This is a genomic window from Variovorax sp. PMC12, from assembly GCF_003019815.1.
GTDB lineage: Bacteria > Pseudomonadota > Gammaproteobacteria > Burkholderiales > Burkholderiaceae_C > Variovorax.
Map to the genome: position 1 here is coordinate 94,759 of NZ_CP027773.1, position 20,137 is coordinate 114,895.

Consider the following 20,137-nt stretch of genomic DNA (forward strand, 5'->3'; position numbering starts at 1 on the left):
GCCTCGGACGAGCCCGGCTGCGGCGGCCGATCGTTCAATAGACGTCGCGACGGTAGCGCCCGCTCGCCGATAGTTCACTGACCAGGTCCTCGCCGGCGATCTGTCGCAAAGCGGCGTCCACGCCCGAGGCCATACCCCGCAGGCTCCCGCAGACGTAGATTGCCGCGCCGTCCTTCAGCCACTGCAGCAAGGTGTCGGCCGATTGCAGCAGCCGGTGCTGTACGTAGAAGCGCTCCGGCTGGTCGCGCGAGAACACCATGTCGAGGCGTCGAAGCACGCCTTGCGCCTGCCAGGCGTCGATTTCGTCGCGGTAGAGAAAGTCGTGGGCTTGCTGGCGCTCGCCGAATACCAGCCAGTTTTCGTGCTGGCCCGTGGCGGCCCGTGCGCGCAGGTGGGCGCGCAGCCCCGCGAGGCCCGTGCCGTTTCCTATGAGGATCAGCGGCCGGGCTTCGTTGCCATCGAGGCGAAAGCCGCGATGTGGCCGCAGGCGCACGGCCACGCTGTCACCGACCACGAGGGTGGACGTGAGCCGGCCCGACGCGGCGCCCAGCGTGCCGTCGGGATGCTGTTCCTGCCGCACGAGGAGTTGCAGTTCGCCGTCGGAATGCAGGGATGAGATCGAATAGTCGCGAGGATGCGAGGGATCGCTCGCGACCGCCACTTGCGCCAGGTCGCCGGAGGCCCATTGCGGCATCGGACCGGCCTGAGGCACCAACCCCAGATGAAAGACCGGGGCGCCGGCGCTGCCGGGGTTGAGCAGTTCCCGGCTGGTCAGCCGCCATTGCGCGAAGGCGCTGCCTGGCTCTTCGGCGGAGGGCGCGGCATCCGCCGAAGAACCCCACCGGGCTTGCCATACGGCCAGTGCGGCCGGATCGCTGTTGTCGACCTCGACACGCTCGAACTCGCGCTCGGCGCCCGCAGCTTGCAGCCATTCGTCGAGCGCACGCCCGAAGCCGCAGAAGTTGGCATATTGCCGGTCACCCAGCGCCAGCAAAGCGTAACGGAGCGACCCCAATGGCTGCGGCGAACCCATCACTTGCTCGCAGAAGACGCTGGCGCCGTCGGGCGCATCGCCTTCGCCGTAGGTGCTTGCGATGAAGACGGCTTTGCGGGCGGCGACGAGGGTCGCGGCATCGAGCGTGTTCATCTCCATCACCCGCACAGCAGTGCCGGCCGCTCGCAACTGCCTGGCCGTCTGCCAGGCGATGGTTTCCGCCTGGCCTGTCTGGCTCGCGAAACCCACGAGCGTGGGCAGCTCGTCGCGGCTGCCGGCCGACAGCGCGGCGGCGGCACGCAAGGCAGCCGCTTTTCTGCGGCGCTCGCGCATATAGATGGCGGTGCACAGCGCGCCATAGGCGATCACGGAAGAGCTCGCGCCGAGCGCGCGCCAGGCGGCCTCGTTCATGACCGGGCTTGTGCGGGCCAGTCGCTCGTGGCTCGCATAGTGGGCGACGGATTGCCATGACTCACGAACAACGCGGCAACACCGTGCTGTTCCGCGAAGTCCCACCCCTCGTCGGGCCCCAGCACGGTCAGCACGGTGGCCAGTGCGTCGGCTTCCATGCACTGCGCATGCAGCACGGTGACGCTGGCCAGCGCATGGGCGACCGGCTCCCCGGTGCGCGGGTCGATGGTGTGCGACCAGCGCTTGCCTTCGTGCGCCCGCTGGTGCCACCGGTCGCCGGAGGTCGCGACAGCCATGTCGGCCAACGCGATGCGCTGCGCGGCTGCAAGGCCGGTGTCGACCTGCACCTGCCACGGCTGCCCGCCGGGACGCCGCCCGACGCCCCGCAGCTCGCCGCCTATTTCAAACAGGAAATCGGCGAGGCCCAAAGCCCGGAGCGCCTGCGTACCGTGATCGACCGCGAAGCCCTTGGCGATGCCGGAAAGGTCGAGCGCCACGCCACCCGGCTGCGTCAGCGAGCCTTCGGCTGCATCGAAGGCCAACCGCTGCCAGCCGACCTGCGAGCGTGCCGCGGCAAGAGCCTGCGCGGAAGGCAAGCCGGATTCATCCGCCGAGGGCCCGAAGCCCCAGCAGGCGACAAGAGGTCCCACCGTCGGATCGATTGCCCCGCCGCTGGCAGCTGCCCAGCTTGCCGCGCAGCGCATCACCTCGGCGAACTCCTTCGGAAGCACATGGCGTGACCGGGCGGGCGCAAGGTTGATCCGGCTGATTTCCGAATGCTGTTCCCAGTGGCTCATCTGCGCGACCACGACGCCCAGCGCGCCCTCGACAGCTGCGCGTACCGCCGCCAGCGGCAGCATCCGCGGGTTGTCGAACCGCAGCGACCATGTGGTGCCCATCGTCTGGCCGGCCAACTGCTGGAGGCTGGCAGGGTCGGCGGGGCGAGGGACGGCGGCGTTGGCGTAGCCGCCGGCGCGCCAGGTGCTGAACGAAAGTCCCAAGGGCGCTTGCCGCGTCAGGGCATCACTTCGAGGGTGGCGGCGTAGCTCAGGCGGCGTTCCCTGGCTTGCGGCACGGTGGTCTTGTTGTCCTTGGTGCTGGCGTCGAGCCAGTACATGCCGGCGGCCGGCCAAGTCACGCTGAACTGGCCCTTGTCGTCGGTCTTGAGCTTGATTTCCTCGAGCTTGTCTCGGTACTGCGTGTTGCCTGCCGTCACGGTCACTTCGAGGTCTTTCGCGGGCTGGCCGTCGAGGTTGAGCGTGAAGGTGGCTTTCTCGCCCTTGGCCAGGTCGGTCGGGCTGCCGGCGGAGACCAGTTCCAGGCCCTGGCCGACCGGCCTGAGCGCCGAAGGCTTGCCGACGGTCACGAAGGTCTCGATGCGGCCGGACGACTGCGTGATCGTCACTTCCGTTGCATCGGCCGGTACTTCCTTGGCAATGCTCTCGGCCGTGCCGCGTGCGCGCCTGGTCTGGCCGGTGGCCTTGTCCTTCCAGCTCGCGAACGCGCCGGCGTTGACCACTGCGATGCGGTAGGTGCCGGTCTGTGCCACGTTCACGTCGAACACGTTGCGCAGCTTGAGCTTGGCTTCGGCCTCGGGCTTGACGGTGCTGCCGTCGGGCGCGGTGATCTGCAGGCCGTCCAGGCGCAGCGGCGCGTGGTTGGCGACGAACAAGTCGTTCGACACCGCGGCGTCGACCGAAACGGTGTCGGCCTTGGAAAACACGGTGGACGAGGGCAGCAGCCAGGCGTTGTGCGCCTGGGCGAGCGAGGCGATGGCGCTGAGGGCGATGGCGAGGCTGGCGGCGCGCAGGTTGAGATGGGTCATGTTGTTGGATCCTGGAAGTGACGGGCTGGCGGTGAGGGGCGGTCAGGCGGCTCGGTCAGGGCTTGAGTTCGAGCTTGATCTCGCCCAGCTCTTCCTTGCCGGAAGCGGTCGGCTGCGCGGCGGCGGTCGGCGGCCACTGGAAGGGAATGCTCACGACTTCGCGGCCGCCCACTTCGCGCGCGGCCTCCACCACCAGCTTGTAGGCGCCCGGTGCGAGCTTGGGCATCTGGGCCGAGCCTTCGGTGAAGCTCAACTGATGCTTGCCGGCTGGCTTGGTGGCGCCCGTCACGCCGTCGACCGGCACCGCGAGTTCACGGCCGCCGCGGCGCCACCATTGGCGCAGGTCCTTCAGCCACTTCGTGCCTTCGCCCTCGGGGTTGTTGGTCTTGGTGCGCACGTCATACCAGACGGCCAGCGTGCCGGCGACCGTGTTGTCGGCGCGCTCGATCCAGGTCGCCACGTAGGGGCGGTGGTACTCGGAGACATTCAGCCGCGGAATCTCGATATTGACCGCCAGCCCGGCTGCGAAGGCCGGAGCCGCGAACAGTGCCGACATGGCAAGCGGCGCGAGTGAGTAGCGAACGTGCACGGGAACCTCTTTTTTTGTGAAAACGACGGATGGATCAGTGAATGAACAGCAGCGCGAGCAGCACCGGCACCACCAGTCCCATGCCCACCATGGGCCAGGTGAACGGACGGTTGCCGGCGTGCATCTTGAGAATGAACAGGCCGGTGATCGAGAAGACCAGCGCGGCGCCCGCGAAGATGTCGATGAACCAGCTCCAAGCGGCGCCGGTGTTGCGGCCCTTGTGGAGGTCGTTGAAGTAGGAGAGCCAGCCGCGGTCTGTGCGCTCGTATTCGATCTCGCCGTCGGCCAGGTTCAGGCGCAGCCAGGCGTCGCCGCCTGGGCGCGGGAGCGAAAGATAGATTTCGTCGTCCGACCATTCGGCGTCGCGGCCGGCGGTGGCGATGTCCCAGTGCTTTTGGACCCAGGCCTGGAGTTCCAAGGGCAGGGGGGCCTTGCCCTTCTCGGCCTTGGCGGCTGGCAACTGCTTTTCGAGCTGCGCGCGCAAGGCTTCGTCGACTGTGCCGCTGAGCCTGGTGACGGCCGGCTTGGCCTCGATCTGGCCGGCGTGATTCAGCGTGAAACCCGTGACGCTGAACAGGATCATGCCGATCAGGCAGATCGCGGAGCTGACCCAGTGCCATTCATGCAGGGTCTTGAGCCAGTAGGCGCGGCGTCGGTTGTCAGGGCGGGCGGCAGTCATCGAAGGCGCGGATTCTATCTGCGCAAATGAGAATGACTGCTAATTGAGGTTGGTTAAGTTACGTAAAGCAATAAAAAACGGGACCGAAGTCCCGTTGGCTGGCAAGCGCGGAAGCCTTGCTTATTCGAGTTCGCCCATCTGCGACTGCAGATAGTTCTGCAGGCCGACCTTGTCGATCAGGTCGATCTGGGTTTCGAGGAAGTCGATGTGCTCCTCGGTGTCGTCCAGGATCTCCTGCAGCAGATCGCGCGACACATAGTCGCGCACCGATTCGCAATGCGCGATGCCGTCCTTGATGGTGGCTTGCGCGCCGGTTTCGGCGCCTAGGTCGCAACGCAGCAGCTCCGGCACGTCTTCACCGATGTTCAGCTTGCCCAGGTCCTGCAGGTTGGGCAGGCCGTCGAGCATGAAGATGCGGTCCATCAGCTTGTCGGCGTGCTTCATTTCGCCGATCGATTCCTCGTATTCCTTCTTCGCCAGCTTGTCCAGACCCCAATGCTTGAGCATGCGGTAGTGGAGGAAGTACTGGTTGATTGCGGTCAGCTCGTTCTTGAGCTGCGCCTGCAGATGTTCGATGACCTTGGGGTCGCCCTTCATGACTTTTTCCTTGTTCTGAAAGAGGGGATTGTCAGAGGAGCGTACACGCGCTTGCAAGCAATCCCATGCTGCGCCGGTCTGCATGCGTGTGATGCTGATACACGTTCGTATTGGTTCACATCCGACGGCGTTTCGCAGCCATCGTGAACATAGCAAGCTCCAATACTTTTAATAGTTACCAGCTATTGATTGTGTGCGATTGGTAGTTATACTAATGGCTCGCACTTATCTTTGTCCAACCGCAGCATCTAAGGAATTTCAATGTCCCTGATCAACACCCAAGTCCAGCCCTTCAAGACCCAGGCCTACCTCAACGGCAAGTTCATCGACGTGTCCGACGAGACGCTCAAGGGCAAGTGGTCTGTGCTGATCTTCATGCCGGCGGCGTTCACCTTCAACTGCCCGACCGAAGTCGAAGACGCGGCCGACAACTACCCCGAGTTCCAGAAGCTGGGTGCCGAGGTCTACATCGTGACCACCGACACGCACTTCTCGCACAAGGTCTGGCACGACACCTCGCCGGCCGTCGGCAAGGCCAAGTTCCCGCTGGTGGGCGACCCGACCCACACGCTGACCAACGCTTTCGGCGTGCACATCCCCGAAGAAGGCCTGGCGCTGCGCGGCACCTTCGTGATCAATCCTGAAGGCATCATCAAGACGGCCGAAGTGCACTCCAACGAAATCGCCCGCGACGTCAAGGAAACCCTGCGCAAGCTCAAGGCAGCCGTCTACACCGCCGCTCACCCGAACGAAGTGTGCCCGGCCAAGTGGAACGAAGGCGACAAGACGATCGCTCCGTCGTTCGACCTCGTCGGCAAGATCTAAGCATCCCGGTGCGAAAGCCCGGGCGCTCACGAGGCCCCGGGCTTTTTTGTCCCCCAGTTGATAGTTTCCAGTTATCGAAAGAGAGTTCCTCATGCTCGACGCAAACACCAAAGCCCAATTGAAGAGTTACCTCGAACGCGCCACGCAGCCGATCGAGATCGTCGCCTCGCTCGACGACAGCAAGGCCTCGGGCGAAGTGTTGTCGCTGCTGAAGGACGTGGCTGATGTGTCCCCGCTGGTCAAGCTGACCGAAAGCCGCGACGACAACCACCGCAAGCCCTCGTTCTCGATCAACCGCCCGAGCGAAAACCACGGCCCGCGCTTTGCCGGCCTGCCCATGGGCCATGAATTCACGTCGCTGATCCTTGCGCTGCTGCAGATCGGCGGCTATCCCCCGAAGGTCGAGCAGGCCGTGCTCGACCAGATCAAGGCGCTCGACGGCGACTTCGAGTTCGAAATCTACGTCTCGCTCACCTGCCACAACTGCCCAGACGTGGTCCAGGCGCTGAACCTGATGGCGGTGCAGAATCCGCGCATCCGCGCCACCATGATCGAAGGCGGCACCTTCCAGGACGAAGTCAAGGAACGCCAGATCATGGCCGTGCCGACCGTGTTCCTGAACGGCACCGAATTCGGCCAGGGCCGCATGAGCCTGGAAGAAATCCTCGCCAAGATCGACAACAGCGGCGTCGAGCGCGAAGCGAAGAAGATCGCAGGCAAGGAGGCATTCGACGTGCTGATCGTCGGCGGCGGCCCGGCCGGCGCCGCGGCAGCCGTGTATGCCGCGCGCAAGGGCATCCGCACCGGCGTGGCCTCGGAGCGCTTCGGCGGCCAGGTGCTCGACACCATGGGCATCGAGAACTTCATCTCGATCAAGGAAACCGAAGGGCCCAAGTTCGCCCACGCCCTCGAGGAGCATGTGCGCGACTACGAGGTCGACATCATGAACCTGCAGCGTGCCAAGGCACTGGTGCCGGGCAACGACCTCATCGAGGTGCAGCTCGAAAGCGGCGCCTCGCTCAAGAGCAAGACCGTGATCATTTCGACCGGCGCGCGCTGGCGCAACATCAACGTGCCCGGCGAGCACGAGTTCAAGAACAAGGGCGTGGCCTACTGCCCGCACTGCGACGGCCCGCTGTTCAAGGGCAAGCGCGTCGCGGTCATCGGTGGCGGCAACTCGGGCGTCGAAGCGGCGATCGACCTGGCCGGCATCGTGGGCCACGTCACGCTGATCGAGTTCGACACGCAACTGCGCGCCGACGCCGTTCTGCAGCGCAAGCTCAAGAGCCTGAACAACGTCGACATCTTCACCAATGCGCAGACCACCGAGATCACCGGCGACCAGAAGGTCAACGGCCTGGTCTTCAAGGACCGTGCGACGGGCGAACTGAAGACGGTTGAGCTCGAAGGCGTGTTCATCCAGATCGGCCTAGTGCCCAACACCGACTGGCTCAAGGGCACGGTCGAGCTGTCGAAGCACGGCGAAATCATCGTCGACGCACGCGGCCAGACCTCGGTGCCGGGCGTGTTCGCGGCGGGCGACGCCACCACCGTGCCGTTCAAGCAGATCATCATCGCGGCGGGCGACGGCGCGAAGGCGGCGCTGGGCGCGTTCGATCACCTGATTCGCACATCGGCTCCTGCCTAAGGGCGCGTCGGTCGAGCCATTCATGAAAAAGCGCCCGCCAGCCGGGCGCTTTTTGCTATCCAGAAGACAGCGGAATCAGTACGTCAGCCGCTCGGGCCGCAGTTCCTGCAGGATCGTCGTCGCGATTTCCTCGATCGACTTGGTGGTGGTCGACAGCCATCGGATGCCTGCGCGCCGCATCATCGCCTCGGCCTCGCTCACCTCGTGGCGGCAGTTCTCGAGGCTGGCGTAGCGGGAGTTCGGCCGGCGCTCGTTGCGGATCTCGCTGAGCCGGTCGGGCTGGATGGTCAGTCCGAAGATCTTCTTGCGGTGCGGCGTCAGGGCCGGCGGCAGCTGGCGGCGGTCGAAGTCTTCCGGGATCAGCGGGTAGTTGGCCGCCTTCAGGCCGTGCTGCATCGCCAGGTAGAGCGAGGTAGGCGTCTTGCCGCTGCGGCTCACGCCCACCAGGATCACGTCGGCGCCCTCGAGGTCGCGGTTGCTCTGGCCGTCGTCGTGCTGCAGGCTGAAATCGATCGCGGCGATGCGGTCGTTGTATTCCTTGCTCTTGCTGACGTCGCTGAAGCGGCCGATGCGGTGGTTGGACTTCACGCCCAGCTCTATTTCCAGCGGCCGCACGAAGGTGCCGAACATGTCCAGCAGCATGCCCTTGCAGCCGGTTTCGATCACTTCCAGCACGTCCATGTTGGCCAGCGTGGTGAAGACGATGGGGCGCACGCCCTCGAGTTCGGCGGTGTGGTTGATCTGCCGCACTGCCTGGTGGGCCTTGTCGACCGTGTCGGTGAAAGGCAGCCGGACGTGGCGCGGTTTCATCTCGAACTGGGCCAGAACGGCGTTGCCGAAGGTCTCCGCGGTGATACCGGTGCCGTCGGAAATGAAGAAAACTGTGCGTGAATGCGTGGTCATGCGGCCTTGTCCTGCGGCGCGGGCAACCTCGCCACGCCTACAATCCGGGCCATTATCGGGAATCCGCCTCCCGGCCCCAATTCTTTCCATGCACACCGCGCCCGCACCCAAAGCAACGACAACGATCGTGCCGCGCCGTCTGCATGCGGCACCGGTTTCAACTTCTGGAGCTTCCCCATGTCTGCACTTTTCGACGCGACCGCCCTGGTCGTACCGTTTGAAAACCTGAGAATGACCGACGTCGAGGCGGTTGGCGGCAAGAACGCCAGCCTCGGCGAAATGATCTCGCAGCTTCCGCAGGGCGTGCGGGTGCCGACCGGTTTCGCGACCACGGCGCACGCATTCCGCCAGTTCCTGGCCCACGACGGCCTGGCCGACAAGATCAGCAAGCGCCTGGCCGCCCTGGACACCGAAGACGTGCGCGCACTGGCCGCCGCCGGCGCCGAGATCCGCACCATGGTCGAGGCCCAGCCATTCCCGGCCGACCTGCAGAAAGCCATCGGCGAGGCCTTTGCCACGCTGAGCGCCGGCAACCCGGCCGCGTCGTTCGCCGTGCGTTCCTCCGCCACCGCGGAAGACCTGCCCGACGCCTCGTTCGCCGGCCAGCAAGAGACTTTCCTGAACGTGGTCGGCATCGACGACGTGCTGCACAAGATGAAGGAGGTCTTCGCCTCCCTCTACAACGACCGCGCCATCAGCTACCGCGTGCACAAGGGCTTCGAGCACGACGTGGTCGCGCTGTCGGCCGGCGTGCAGCGCATGGTGCGCTCCGACCTCGGCGCCGCCGGCGTCATGTTCACCATCGACACCGAATCGGGCTTCGAAGACGTGGTGTTCATCACCTCCAGCTACGGCCTGGGCGAAACGGTGGTGCAGGGCGCCGTGAACCCCGACGAGTTCTACGTGCACAAGCCGACGCTCAAGGCCGGCAAGAAGGCCGTGATCCGCCGCAACCTCGGCTCCAAGCTGATCCAGATGGAGTTCGCGACGCCCGAAGAGAAAAAGGCGAGCGGCAAGCTGGTGAAGACCACCGATGTCAAGGCCGAGCAGCGCAACCGCTACTCGCTGAGCGACGCCGACGTCGAGCAACTGGCCAGGTACGCGCTGGTCATCGAGGAGCACTACGGCCGCCCGATGGATATCGAGTGGGGCAAGGACGGCACCGACGGCCACCTCTACATCCTGCAGGCGCGGCCCGAGACGGTGAAGAGCCAGCAGCAGGGCAAGGCCGAGCAGCGCTACAAGCTGCTGGGCAAGGGCGCAGTGCTGGCCGAAGGCCGCGCCATCGGCCAGAAGATCGGCACCGGCCCCGTGCGGCTAGTGCACAACATCAGCGAAATGGACAAGGTGCAGGCCGGCGACGTGCTCGTCACGGACATGACCGATCCCAACTGGGAGCCGGTGATGAAGCGCGCCGCCGCCATCGTCACCAACCGTGGCGGGCGTACCTGCCACGCGGCCATCATCGCGCGTGAACTCGGCATTCCGGCCGTGGTCGGCTGTGGCGACGCCACCGACCTGCTGAAAGACGGCACCCTGGTGACCGTGAGCTGCGCCGAGGGCGACACCGGCTTCATCTACGACGGCCTGCTCGAGACCGAAGTGACCGAAGTGCAGCGCGGCGTGATGCCCGAGATCGATCTCAAGATCATGATGAACGTGGGCAACCCGCAGCTTGCCTTCGACTTCGCGCAGTTGCCGAACCACGGTGTCGGCCTCGCCCGCCTGGAGTTCATCATCAACAACAACATCGGCGTGCACCCGAAGGCGATCCTCGACTATCCGAACGTCGACAACGACCTGAAGAAGGCCGTCGAGTCGGTGGCTCGCGGCCACGCCTCGCCGCGCGCGTTCTACGTCGACAAGGTGGCCGAAGGCATCGCGACCATCGCGGCGGCGTTCTGGCCCAAGCCGGTCATCGTGCGCCTGTCCGACTTCAAGTCGAACGAGTACCGCAAGCTGATCGGCGGCAGCCGCTACGAGCCGGAAGAAGAGAACCCGATGCTGGGTTTCCGCGGCGCAGCGCGCTACCTGAGCGCCGATTTCGGCGAAGCTTTTGCCATGGAATGCGAGGCGCTGAAGCGTGTGCGCAACGACATGGGCCTGACCAACGTGCAGATCATGGTGCCCTTCGTGCGCACGCTGGGCCAGGCTGAGCGCGTGACCGGCCTGCTCGGCGAGCACGGCCTGAAGCGCGGCGAGAACGAGCTCAAGCTGATCATGATGTGCGAGGTGCCCAGCAACGCCATCCTGGCGGACGAGTTCCTGCAGTTCTTCGACGGCTTTTCGATCGGCTCGAACGACCTGACGCAGCTCACCCTGGGCCTGGACCGCGACTCGGGCCTCGAACTGCTGGCCGCCGACTTCGACGAGCGCGACCCTGCCGTGAAGGCCATGCTGAGCCGCGCCATCAAGGCCTGCAAGGCGCAGGGCAAGTACGTCGGCATCTGCGGTCAGGGCCCCAGCGACCACCCCGACTTCGCGCTGTGGCTGGCGGAGCAGGGCATCGAGTCGATCTCGCTGAACCCCGACAGCGTGATCGACACCTGGCAACAACTCGCCAAGCGCTGAAGCCCGTGGATTGCGGAAATCCCCCATGGGGGATTCCCGCGTCATCGGCCTGTTTTTGAAACAAATTGCGTATTTGCTGCCAGACTTGAGGGAACTCACGGGCGCATCCCGGAACGGGGACCACCATGATTCTTCTCAAGACCGAAGCGGGCCACCAGGCCCTCAAAGACCGGTCGGTCCCGCTGTCGCCGCGCCAGCGCTCGGCGTTCATCCTGTTCGACGGCAAGCGGTCGGTCGATGACGTGCTCGCCGCGGGCATGGGCATTTCGCGGGAGGACATCGATCAGATGATCTCGCTCGGCGTGCTGGAGCCTGTGGGCGGCAAGGCCGCGCAGCCTGTTGCCGCGGGCCCGGCCCCTGCCGAGGAGCCGAAGCCGGCCGCCAGCGGCTCCGGCCGCAGCAAGCAGCAGCGCTACAAGGACGCCTATCCCATCGCCACCCAGCTCACCGGCAGCCTGGGCCTGATGGGCTTCCGGCTCAACCTCCAGGTCGAGGGCACGACCAGCTACGACGACCTGATGGCGCTGGCGCCCAAGATCCGTGCCGCGGTCGGCCCGGAGAAGGCTGCCGCCCTGGACAAGGCGCTGGGCGACTGAGCCGCCTTGCCGGAGTGCCGATTACAGGGCTATAATCGCCGGCTTTGCCTTGCCACACTGCGCCCGACGCTGCAGGTGGCTTTTCCTCTTCTTCGGAAGAATCCACAAGGAGTGCCATGCGTCACTACGAAATCATTTTGCTGATCCACCCGGATCAGAGCGAACAAGTTCCGGCCATGCTGGAGCGCTACAAGGGCCTGATCACGGCCGGCGGCGGCAATGTCCACCGCGTTGAAGACTGGGGCCGCCGTCAGCTGGCTTACCAGATCAACAAGCTCAACAAGGCGCACTACCTGTGCGTCAACATCGAAGCCGAACAAGCCGTGATGGCCGAACTGGAACACGCGTTCAAGTTCAACGACGCCGTGCTGCGCCACCTGACCGTCCAGAAGAAGAAGGCCGAAACCGGTCCTTCGTCGATGATGAAGACGGTCGAGCGCGAAGAGGCCCGCAAGGCCCAGCAGGCCGAGTACGCCGCCAACAACAACTGATGGTGTGACTGCTGCCGCTGCGGCAACCGGGGTCAACCAGCTTCTGCTGTCCGCCTCCGTTGCCGAACTCGGAGCCTTGCGATTCACGCCGGCCGGCTTGCCCGCCATCGACCTGAAGCTCGAACACGAGTCGACGCTCCAGGAAGAGGGCAAGCCCCGGCAGGTCAAGACGGCCCTCAAGGCCGTGGCCTTCGGCGCAATCGCCGAACGGCTCGCAAAGCAGTCGATGGGGAGCCTCTGGCGTTTTCAGGGCTTTCTCGCGACACCGGGCAACGGCAAGCATCCGGTCCTGCATATCCAGGATTTTCAGCAAGATTAATTTTCGAAAAGAGGTCCTCAAATGGCCACGTTCAAGAAATTCAACAAAGACAAGCGCCCGAAGCGCAACACCCAGTCGCTGCTGTTCAAGCGCAAGCGCTTCTGCCGCTTCACCGTCGCTGGCGTCGAAGAAATCGACTACAAGGACATCGACACGCTGCGTGACTTCATCAGCGAAAACGGCAAGATCATTCCCGCCCGCCTGACCGGCACGCGCGCGATCTACCAACGCCAGCTGAACACCGCCATCAAGCGCGCGCGCTTCCTGGCCATGGTGCCGTACAGCGACCAGCACCGCGTCTAAGGAGTCGAGAACATGCAAATCATTCTTCTGGACAAGGTTGTCAACGTCGGTGCCCTGGGCGATATCGTCAAGGTCAAGGACGGCTACGCTCGCAACTTCCTGATCCCGACGGGCCTGGCCCGCCGTGCCACCGCTGCCAACAAGGCCGAATTCGAAGCCAAGCGCGCCGAACTCGAAAAGGCTGCGGCCGCCAAGCTGGCCGAATCGCAAGCTCAAGGCGAAAAGCTCGGTGGCACGACCATCAAGCTGACGCAAAAGGCTGGCGTCGACGGCCGTCTGTTCGGCTCGGTCACCAACGGCGACATCGCCGAAGAGCTGGGCAAGCAAGGCTACAAGGTTGTCAAGTCGCAGGTTCGCCTGCCCAACGGCCCGATCAAGGTCGTCGGCGACAGCACCGTGAGCGTTGCCCTGCACACCGACGTGGTGGTCGACATCACCGTGACGGTCTACGGCGAAACCGCCTGATCGCTCACAGCGCCTTGTGCGCTGCAGCAGAAGCCGCCTTCGGGCGGCTTTTCTTTTTTCGCGCACGTGTTTTCCAGCGCATTGCACTGGAAGATCACCGTTTATTCACAACCTTGTCCACACACGCATCGGCGTGCGCGGCTTAGCATGCAGGGTTGCAAGGGAAGTCCATGTCCGCCGTTTTCTCCTATGCCGACAATGACCCGTCGGCCGACCGCCAGATCGCCCAACTGCGCATTCCGCCTCATTCCATCGAGGCCGAATCGAGCGTGCTCGGCGGGCTGCTGCTCGACAACGGGGCTTGGGACCGCATGGGCGACCTGCTGGTTGACGGCGACTTCTACCGGCACGAACACAAGCTGATCTATGCCGCCATCGGCGGGCTGATCAACGCCAGCAAGCCGGCCGACGTGATCACGGTCTACGAGCAGCTGCAGAACCTCGGCAAGGCCGACGAGATCGGCGGGCTGGTCTACCTGAACTCTCTCGCGCAGTACGTGCCAAGCGCGAGCAACATCCGGCGCTATGCGGAGATCGTGCGCGAGCGCTCGATCCTGCGAAAACTGGTGTCCGCCAGCGACGAGATCGCGACGCAGGCCTTCAACCCGCAGGGCAAGCCGGTCGACAAGATCCTGGACGAGGCAGAGCAGAAGATCTTCAACATCGGCGAAGAAGGCACGCGGATGAAGCAGGGCTTCCAGAGCATGGATGCCCTGGTTGTCGAACTGCTCGACCGCGTCACCGAGATGGCCGAGAACCCGAACGACATCACGGGCATCCGCACCGGCTTCCACGACTTCGACAAGATGACCTCGGGCCTGCAGCCCGGCGACATGATCGTGCTGGCCGCGCGTCCATCGATGGGCAAGACCTCGCTCGCCATCAACATCGCCGAGCACGTGGCGCTCGACGAAGGCCTGCCGGTGGCCGTGTTCTCGATGGAAATGGGCGCCTCCCAGCTTGCGGTGCGTATCGTCGGCTCCATCGGCCGCATCGACCAGGGCCATCTGCGCACCGGCAAGCTCAGCGACGAGGAGTGGCCGCGCCTGACCGAGGCCATCGAGAAGCTGCGCACGGTGTCGCTGCACATCGACGAGACGCCGGGCCTCTCGACCAGCGAACTGCGCGCCAATGCGCGGCGGCTGGCGCGCCAGTACGGACGGCTCGGCCTGATCGTGGTCGACTACCTGCAGCTGATGTCGACCAGCAGCTCCGACGAGAACCGGGCCACTGCCGTGGGCGAAATCTCGCGCGGCCTGAAGATGCTGGCCAAGGAACTGAAGTGCCCGGTGATCGCGCTGTCGCAGCTCAGCCGCGGCGTCGAGAGCCGCACCGACAAGCGCCCCATGATGAGCGACTTGCGCGAATCCGGCGCCATCGAGCAGGACGCGGACATCATCATGTTCATCTACCGCGACGACTACTACGACAAGAACAGCAAGGAGCCGGGCGTGGCCGAGGTGATCATCAGCAAGCACCGCAACGGCCCCACGGGCACCGTCAAGCTGGCCTTCCTGAAGCCGCTCACCAAGTTCGAGAACCTGGCCGGCTACAGCAACAACGAGCAGTACTGAGCGGGCCTACTTGATCGGCACGATCTGCCCCTGCACCTTCTCGACCTTGAAGGTGCGAAGCAGGTCGGCCAGCGTCTTGCCGGGCTCGTCGCGAAAACGATCGGGCAGCATGTCGATCGCGTCCATGCGGTCCAGCCGGAAGCCGCGGAAGTCGTCGCGCAGCTCGCACCACGCCGACAGCGTCCACACCTTGCCCCAGTAGAAGCAGCCCAGCGGCCGCACCGTGCGTTCGCTGGCGTCGCCCGACACGTCGCGGTAGGCCAGCCGCAGCTTGTTGCGCGACTGCACGGCCTCGCGCAGCGTCTGCAGCCGCGCACGCAAGGCGGGGTCCAGGCCCATCGCGGGAGCGTAGAGCGCCAGCGCCTCGGCCGACACCCGCGCCGCCGCCGGCAGCACCGACAGGATCTTGCCGAGGCCGGTCTCGATGTCGCGTGCGAGTGCCGGATCGACCCAGCTCTGCGCCATCCGCGCGGCAGCCACCAGGGCCGACGCCTCGTCCTGCGTGAACATCAGCGGCGGCAGCTCGAAGCCCATGCCCAGCCGGTAGCCCATGCCGGCCTCGCCTTCGATGGGCACGCCCTGGTGCTGCAGGTCGGCCACGTCGCGGTACACCGTTCGCTCCGACACCTCGAGCCGCTGCGCCAGGAAGGCGGCCGTGGTGAGGCGCCGCCCGCGAATGAGCTGCACGATCTGGAAGAGGCGGTCGGCGCGGCGCATCGGCTTGTTCCGTTCAGTTCTTTCCGGGGCTCATGCAACGCCGATGTGGATCGCCACCTTGTCCGGTCCTTCATAGGCCTCGAAATCGCTGCGGTAGCTGCGTGTGACCTCCGGGTGCGTCTCGAAGTATTGCCATATGCGTTGCCAGGCGGCGATCACCATGTGCGGCATCTCGCCCTGTCCGGTGAAGACGAGGTAGTCGCCGGCTTCGACGGAAATGCTGCCTTGCCCGTTCGAGACGGCGACACCGGCGGTCACGTCGAACGCGCCATCGGCGTCCGACTCGTAGCCCGAGTAGACGCCGAAGATGCGGGTGTCCGCCGTCCGGTTCGGTGTCGACGCGTAAGTCTCTTCGCCGAAGAAGCGTCCCCACAGCGCGCCGAGGCGCGCAGTGGCCGGCGTGCTCTCTTCGCGGTTGGTGGTGCGCACGGTGATGCCCGAAACGCGAAAGGCGTCGACGTGCTGGCGGATGGGTTCCATGTTTCTTCTTCTCCTCAAAACGATAGTGTCTTCGCTTCCGCCTTCATGGCCTGGGCGATCAGCCGCATGTCGCCATCGTTGACCTCGAACATGCCGAAGCGGAATTTGTAGCCCCACTGCCTGGGGTTCTCGATGAAGGCGAGCCGTTCGATCAACGGCGCGATGGGCGCTTCATGCGACGTGGCATATGCCACGTCGCGGCGCCACGGCACGAAACCGTTGCCCATGTCGAACTCGTACGGCCCGCCCGACTGCACGATGCCGATCGCGACGAAGCTCTGCAGCCTGTCGGTGCCGCCGAACACTGTGGCCGGCGAATAGTAGGCCACGCGGTCTCCGGGCGACAGCCGCTTGAGCGGCGCGTGCTTGCCGTGGCCCACCTGCATGAAGCCGGTGGGCCGGTGGTCGCGGCCACGCCGGGCATGCTCGGCGCTGGCCACGGCGATCCAGTTTCGCTGCGTCATGGTGGTTCAGTCCGGTGCGTGCAGGCCGACTTCGTTGCCTTCGGTGTCGCGCATATAGGCGATGAAACCCATGCCCGGAGGCAGCGCGGACTTGGCCCCCACGATCTGTCCGCCAGCCGCCTCGACGCGTGCCAGCACGGCGTCGATGCCGGGCGTGCAGTCGAGGTAGATGCGGATTCCGGTGCCTGCACGTGCGCTGCCGCTCGCGCCGGCTTGCAGGGCGCCGCCCGTGGCGGGCTTGTCGTGGGGGAACACGGCCAGCGTGTCGGCGCCGAAGGTCTCGCGACGCAGCTTGCGGCCCAGTACGGTCTCGTAGAAGGCCTGGGCGCGGTCCATGTCGGCGACCGGGATCTCGAACCAGCTGATGGCGTTTTGCATTTGGAGGGCTCTCTTTCGTGTGTTGTTGAGGAGCCCCGATGGTGCTGGCGGGCTACTGACAGCGTCTTGTCAGTAGCCTGTCGGCAGGTCGAAAAAAAGCCCGCGCACGCTCCGGGGAGCATGCGCGGGCCCTGTGCGGGACGAAGCGAAGGCTAGAGCACGTCGCTCGCGAAATCGGCCAGCCGCGAGCGTTCGCCGCGCGCCAGCGTGATGTGCCCGCCGTGCGGCCAGCCCTTGAACTTGTCGACCGCGAAGGTCAGGCCGGAGGAGCCTTCCGTGAGGTACGGCGTGTCGATCTGCGCGAGGTTGCCCATGCAGATGATCTTGGTGCCGGGGCCTGCGCGCGTGATCAGCGTCTTCATCTGCTTGGGCGTCAGGTTCTGCGCCTCGTCGATGATCACGTACTTGTTCAGGAAGGTGCGCCCGCGCATGAAGTTCATGCTCTTGACCTTGATGCGGCTGCGGATCAGCTCGTTGGTGGCCGCGCGGCCCCACTCGCCGGCACCGCCGCCGTCACCCTTGGCCAGGAACTCGAGGTTGTCGTCGAGCGCGCCCATCCAGGGGCCCATCTTTTCTTCCTCGGTGCCGGGCAGGAAGCCGATGTCTTCGCCCACGCTCACGGTGGCGCGGGTCATGATGATCTCGGTGTAGCGGCGGTCGTCCAGCACCTGCGTGAGACCGGAGGCCAGCGCCATCAGGGTCTTGCCGGTGCCGGCGGTGCCGGTCAGCGTGACGAAGTCGATTTCCGGGTCCATCAGCAGGTTCATCGCGAAGTTCTGCTCGCGGTTGCGGGTGTTCACGCCCCACACGGCGTTCTTGCCCGAGCTGTAGTCCTTGAGCGTCTTCAGCACCGCGGTCTTGTCGCGGATTTCGGTGACGCGCGCGTACATGCTCGGCTCGCCCGGCGCTTCGAAGAAGACGAACTGGTTGATGTACAGGTTGGGCACCAGCGGACCGCTGATCCGGTAGAAGGTGTTGCTGCCGCTCTGCCAGCTTTCGACCGTCTTGCTCTGGCGGGTCCAGAAGTCGGGCGGCAGGGCCAGCGAGCCGGCGTAGAGCAGGTCGCCATCTTCCAGCGTCTTGTCGTTCTGGTAGTCGTCGGCGGCCAGGCCGAGCGCGCGCGCCTTGACGCGCATGTTGATGTCCTTCGACACCAGCACGACCTCTTGCTTCGGCTTGCCTGGCTTGTCGGTGGCGTACTCGTCGCGCAGCGCCTGCACCACGCCGAGGATCTGGTTGTCCGCCTTGCCCTGGGGCAGGCTGACCGGCAGCGAGTAGTCCAGCGGTGCGGTCTGGAAGAACAGCCGGCCGCCGGCTTCGCGGTGGCCGGTGGTGTCGAGCTTCAGGCCCTTGTCGATGTCGGCATCCTGCGCGGCGGCCAGCGCGTCAAGCGTGCGGCTGGTCTGGCGGCCGTTGCGTGCGACTTCGGTCGTGCCTTTCTTGTGGCCGTCGAGCTCTTCCAGCACGATCATCGGCAGGAAGATGTCGTGCTCCTCGAAGCGGAACAGGCACATCGGGTCGTGCAGCAGCACGTTGGTGTCGAGCACGAAGAGCTTGGCGGGACCGGCGGACTTGCTGCGCTTGGGGCGGGCGGGAGTCTGCGGCGCCGACGAGACAGGTGCGGGAGCAGCGACCGGTGCGGTCGGCTGTACCTTCGTCTCGACCTGTATGAGGGCTTGCGGCTGGGGCGCGCTCACGGGCGCCGGTGCGGTCGCGGGAGTGGCAGCGGGCGCGGCTTTCGCCTTGGTCCGGCGCGCCGGGCGCGTGGCCGCGGATGCGCCGCCGGCACCGTCGGTGCCGATGCTGTCGAACAGTTCCAGCGGTTGCGGCGTGCGCGCGGGCGCCTCATCGGCGCGCTGGTCGGTAGCGCGGCGCGAGCCCCGGTGCGAGGAACGGGCGGGCGCGTCGATTGCGTCCGGCGAGAGCAATGCGGCGCGTTTCGTGGGGGCGGGGGGCAATGGCATGTGTCAGGTCGCTCGCAGGAAGTGGGAACCAGAAAACGAAAAAGCCGCCTGAAGACCAAGGCGGCTTTGTTCGGAGGATGCGGTCGTGGAGCTCAACGGCATGAGGCCATTATGCACACCGCAAATGAAGCACCGGGGGCTCTTTTGCGCGTGGCGTTGGGCATTTCCCACGCCGCGCCGCCAGAGCGCCCCTGCGGTGATCAGGCCGCCTTCTTGAGCGCCTTGACCGCCTTGAGCACGTCGTCGACGTGCCCCGGAACCTTGAGCCCGCGCCATTCGGCCTTCAGGATGCCGTCGGCGCCGATCAGGAAGGTGCTGCGCTCGATGCCCTTGACCTTCTTGCCGTACATGATCTTGTTCTTGACCACGCCGAACATGTGGCACATCTTTTCTTCGGTGTCGGCGATGAGTTCGAAGGGGAGTTCGAGCTTGGCCTTGAATTCGTCGTGCGACTTCATGTTGTCGCGGGACACGCCGAAGACGGTGGCACCGGCTTTTTCGAAGTCTTTGTAGCGGTCGCGAAACTGCATCGCTTCGGTAGTACAACCCGGAGTGTTATCTTTCGGGTAAAAATACATGACCAGCACGTGGCCGAGATGCGAGGTATTCGAGACCTTGAGGCCGCCCGTGGCGTTGGCGTCGAATTCAGGAATGGGTTTGTTGACAACGATCGCCATGAAACTTGTTTTCTCCGTTAGATTCCGTTCTTCGAGCCCTCTCAGCCTTTTTCGGGGCTCGCTCGATGAATGGAGGATTGGTCGTTGCTAACTTTGGGGTAGCTGGCCTGTTCGCAACCTAGTATTTTACCCCGAAAACGCCTCTATCAGCCACCCGCCGGGCTCTCGACCAGCAGCGCGGCGATTACGTGGCGGCCTTCCCCGGCCAGGATGTTGTAGGTCCGGCAGGCGGCGGCTGTGTCCATGGTCTCGACCCCGGTGCGCTGCGCCATGAGGGGCTTCAGCCACGCCGGCTGGGGAAAGCGGATGCGGTTTCCGCTGCCGAAGATGATCAATTCCGCGCCCAGCGCGGTCAGTTGCGCGAAATGCTCCGGCCCGAGCTGGTCGAAGCTGGCGCAGTTCCACTCGAAGCGCTCGCCGCGCGAGCCGACGACCACGCTGCCTTCGACTTTTTCGTTGTTGATTGCAACCCAGCCGGGGCCGTGCGCGGTGAGGGACTGGGCGTCTGATTTGTCGGGCTGGAGCTTCATCTGGGCACTGGGAACTGTGGTCAAATTATAGGTTTTCCCTGGTGCCAGAGGGCCTGCAAGGGCTTTCGCAAGCCAACCTCGCCGGCCTGTATCTCCGAGTAACAAACCCGTCTCAACCCGTTAATCCGCGCCCGGGA

At 65.1% G+C, this 20,137-nt stretch carries 23 protein-coding genes; 9 read left to right on the forward strand and 14 right to left on the reverse strand.

The window, feature by feature from the left end; all coding sequences use genetic code 11:
• Positions 1–34: 34 nt before the first annotated feature.
• The 6 genes from C4F17_RS00475 to bfr form a co-directional block, all read right to left on the reverse strand.
• Positions 35–1,405 (reverse strand): sulfite reductase subunit alpha, encoded by a 1,371-nt coding sequence (locus tag C4F17_RS00475; RefSeq protein WP_106933880.1) that lies wholly within the window; start codon positions 1,403–1,405, stop codon positions 35–37.
• Positions 1,402–2,406 (reverse strand): FAD:protein FMN transferase, encoded by a 1,005-nt coding sequence (locus C4F17_RS00480; RefSeq protein WP_106933881.1) that lies wholly within the window; start codon positions 2,404–2,406, stop codon positions 1,402–1,404. Before C4F17_RS00480 ends, C4F17_RS00475 begins: the two co-directional genes overlap by 4 nt.
• Before the next feature lie 14 nt (positions 2,407–2,420).
• Positions 2,421–3,230 carry a DUF4198 domain-containing protein gene (locus C4F17_RS00485; protein WP_106933882.1) on the reverse strand — a complete coding sequence of 270 codons (810 nt, stop codon included), beginning with the start codon at positions 3,228–3,230 and terminating at the stop codon, positions 2,421–2,423.
• 55 nt (positions 3,231–3,285) lie between these two features.
• Entirely contained in the window at positions 3,286–3,786 is a 501-nt protein-coding gene (locus tag C4F17_RS00490) for a DUF2271 domain-containing protein (protein WP_409196358.1), read from the reverse strand.
• A 67-nt stretch (positions 3,787–3,853) separates the two neighbouring features.
• On the reverse strand, positions 3,854–4,498 hold the full coding sequence (locus tag C4F17_RS00495) for a PepSY-associated TM helix domain-containing protein (RefSeq protein WP_106933883.1): 645 nt from the start codon (positions 4,496–4,498) through the stop codon (positions 3,854–3,856).
• Between the two features lie 120 nt (positions 4,499–4,618).
• A complete protein-coding gene (gene bfr / locus C4F17_RS00500) occupies positions 4,619–5,095 on the reverse strand; it encodes a bacterioferritin (protein ID WP_081270476.1) in 477 nt (158 codons plus the stop codon).
• Positions 5,096–5,356: 261 nt separating this feature from the next.
• Between bfr and ahpC the strand changes: the two genes are divergently transcribed.
• Positions 5,357–5,920, forward strand: coding sequence for an alkyl hydroperoxide reductase subunit C (gene ahpC / locus C4F17_RS00505; RefSeq protein WP_007830764.1), 564 nt, complete (start codon positions 5,357–5,359; stop codon positions 5,918–5,920).
• Between the two features lie 91 nt (positions 5,921–6,011).
• Positions 6,012–7,568 (forward strand): alkyl hydroperoxide reductase subunit F, encoded by a 1,557-nt coding sequence (gene ahpF, locus C4F17_RS00510; protein ID WP_106933884.1) that lies wholly within the window; start codon positions 6,012–6,014, stop codon positions 7,566–7,568.
• A 75-nt stretch (positions 7,569–7,643) separates the two neighbouring features.
• Here the strand turns inward: ahpF and ppsR are convergent, their stop codons facing one another.
• Positions 7,644–8,471: a posphoenolpyruvate synthetase regulatory kinase/phosphorylase PpsR gene (gene ppsR, locus C4F17_RS00515; RefSeq protein WP_081270474.1), complete on the reverse strand. Its 828-nt coding sequence runs from the start codon at positions 8,469–8,471 to the stop codon at positions 7,644–7,646.
• A 177-nt stretch (positions 8,472–8,648) separates the two neighbouring features.
• Between ppsR and ppsA the strand changes: the two genes are divergently transcribed.
• From ppsA to dnaB, 7 genes are all read left to right on the forward strand, one after another.
• Entirely contained in the window at positions 8,649–11,042 is a 2,394-nt protein-coding gene (gene ppsA, locus C4F17_RS00520) for a phosphoenolpyruvate synthase (RefSeq protein WP_106933885.1), read from the forward strand.
• 125 nt (positions 11,043–11,167) lie between these two features.
• Positions 11,168–11,638, forward strand: a complete 471-nt coding sequence (locus C4F17_RS00525) for a hypothetical protein (protein ID WP_106933886.1) — start codon at positions 11,168–11,170, stop codon at positions 11,636–11,638.
• Positions 11,639–11,754: 116 nt separating this feature from the next.
• Positions 11,755–12,129 carry a 30S ribosomal protein S6 gene (rpsF, locus tag C4F17_RS00530; protein ID WP_081270471.1) on the forward strand — a complete coding sequence of 125 codons (375 nt, stop codon included), beginning with the start codon at positions 11,755–11,757 and terminating at the stop codon, positions 12,127–12,129.
• A 4-nt stretch (positions 12,130–12,133) separates the two neighbouring features.
• Positions 12,134–12,448, forward strand: coding sequence for a primosomal replication protein N (priB, locus tag C4F17_RS00535; RefSeq protein WP_081270470.1), 315 nt, complete (start codon positions 12,134–12,136; stop codon positions 12,446–12,448).
• A 21-nt stretch (positions 12,449–12,469) separates the two neighbouring features.
• Positions 12,470–12,751, forward strand: coding sequence for a 30S ribosomal protein S18 (gene rpsR, locus C4F17_RS00540; protein WP_007830781.1), 282 nt, complete (start codon positions 12,470–12,472; stop codon positions 12,749–12,751).
• A gap of 12 nt (positions 12,752–12,763) precedes the next feature.
• Complete coding sequence (rplI, locus tag C4F17_RS00545; protein ID WP_081270469.1) at positions 12,764–13,216, forward strand: 50S ribosomal protein L9; 453 nt, start codon at positions 12,764–12,766, stop codon at positions 13,214–13,216.
• 170 nt (positions 13,217–13,386) lie between these two features.
• The gene (dnaB, locus tag C4F17_RS00550; protein WP_081270468.1) at positions 13,387–14,790 is read left to right on the forward strand and encodes a replicative DNA helicase; all 1,404 of its coding nucleotides are present in this window, start codon (positions 13,387–13,389) and stop codon (positions 14,788–14,790) included.
• A 6-nt stretch (positions 14,791–14,796) separates the two neighbouring features.
• On the opposite strand, the gene C4F17_RS00555 is transcribed toward dnaB, so the two are convergent.
• From C4F17_RS00555 to C4F17_RS00585, 7 genes are all read right to left on the reverse strand, one after another.
• Positions 14,797–15,507 carry a helix-turn-helix transcriptional regulator gene (locus C4F17_RS00555; protein WP_106933887.1) on the reverse strand — a complete coding sequence of 237 codons (711 nt, stop codon included), beginning with the start codon at positions 15,505–15,507 and terminating at the stop codon, positions 14,797–14,799.
• 30 nt (positions 15,508–15,537) lie between these two features.
• A complete protein-coding gene (locus tag C4F17_RS00560; RefSeq protein WP_081270466.1) occupies positions 15,538–15,987 on the reverse strand; it encodes a GyrI-like domain-containing protein in 450 nt (149 codons plus the stop codon).
• A gap of 14 nt (positions 15,988–16,001) precedes the next feature.
• Positions 16,002–16,451: an EVE domain-containing protein gene (locus C4F17_RS00565; RefSeq protein WP_106933889.1), complete on the reverse strand. Its 450-nt coding sequence runs from the start codon at positions 16,449–16,451 to the stop codon at positions 16,002–16,004.
• 6 nt (positions 16,452–16,457) lie between these two features.
• Entirely contained in the window at positions 16,458–16,829 is a 372-nt protein-coding gene (locus C4F17_RS00570; protein WP_106933890.1) for a VOC family protein, read from the reverse strand.
• Between the two features lie 152 nt (positions 16,830–16,981).
• Positions 16,982–18,793, reverse strand: a complete 1,812-nt coding sequence (locus tag C4F17_RS00575) for a PhoH family protein (RefSeq protein WP_106933891.1) — start codon at positions 18,791–18,793, stop codon at positions 16,982–16,984.
• Between the two features lie 200 nt (positions 18,794–18,993).
• Entirely contained in the window at positions 18,994–19,470 is a 477-nt protein-coding gene (locus tag C4F17_RS00580) for a peroxiredoxin (protein ID WP_007830801.1), read from the reverse strand.
• Positions 19,471–19,616: 146 nt separating this feature from the next.
• A complete protein-coding gene (locus C4F17_RS00585) occupies positions 19,617–20,000 on the reverse strand; it encodes an Mth938-like domain-containing protein (protein ID WP_081270462.1) in 384 nt (127 codons plus the stop codon).
• Positions 20,001–20,137 lie beyond the last annotated feature (137 nt).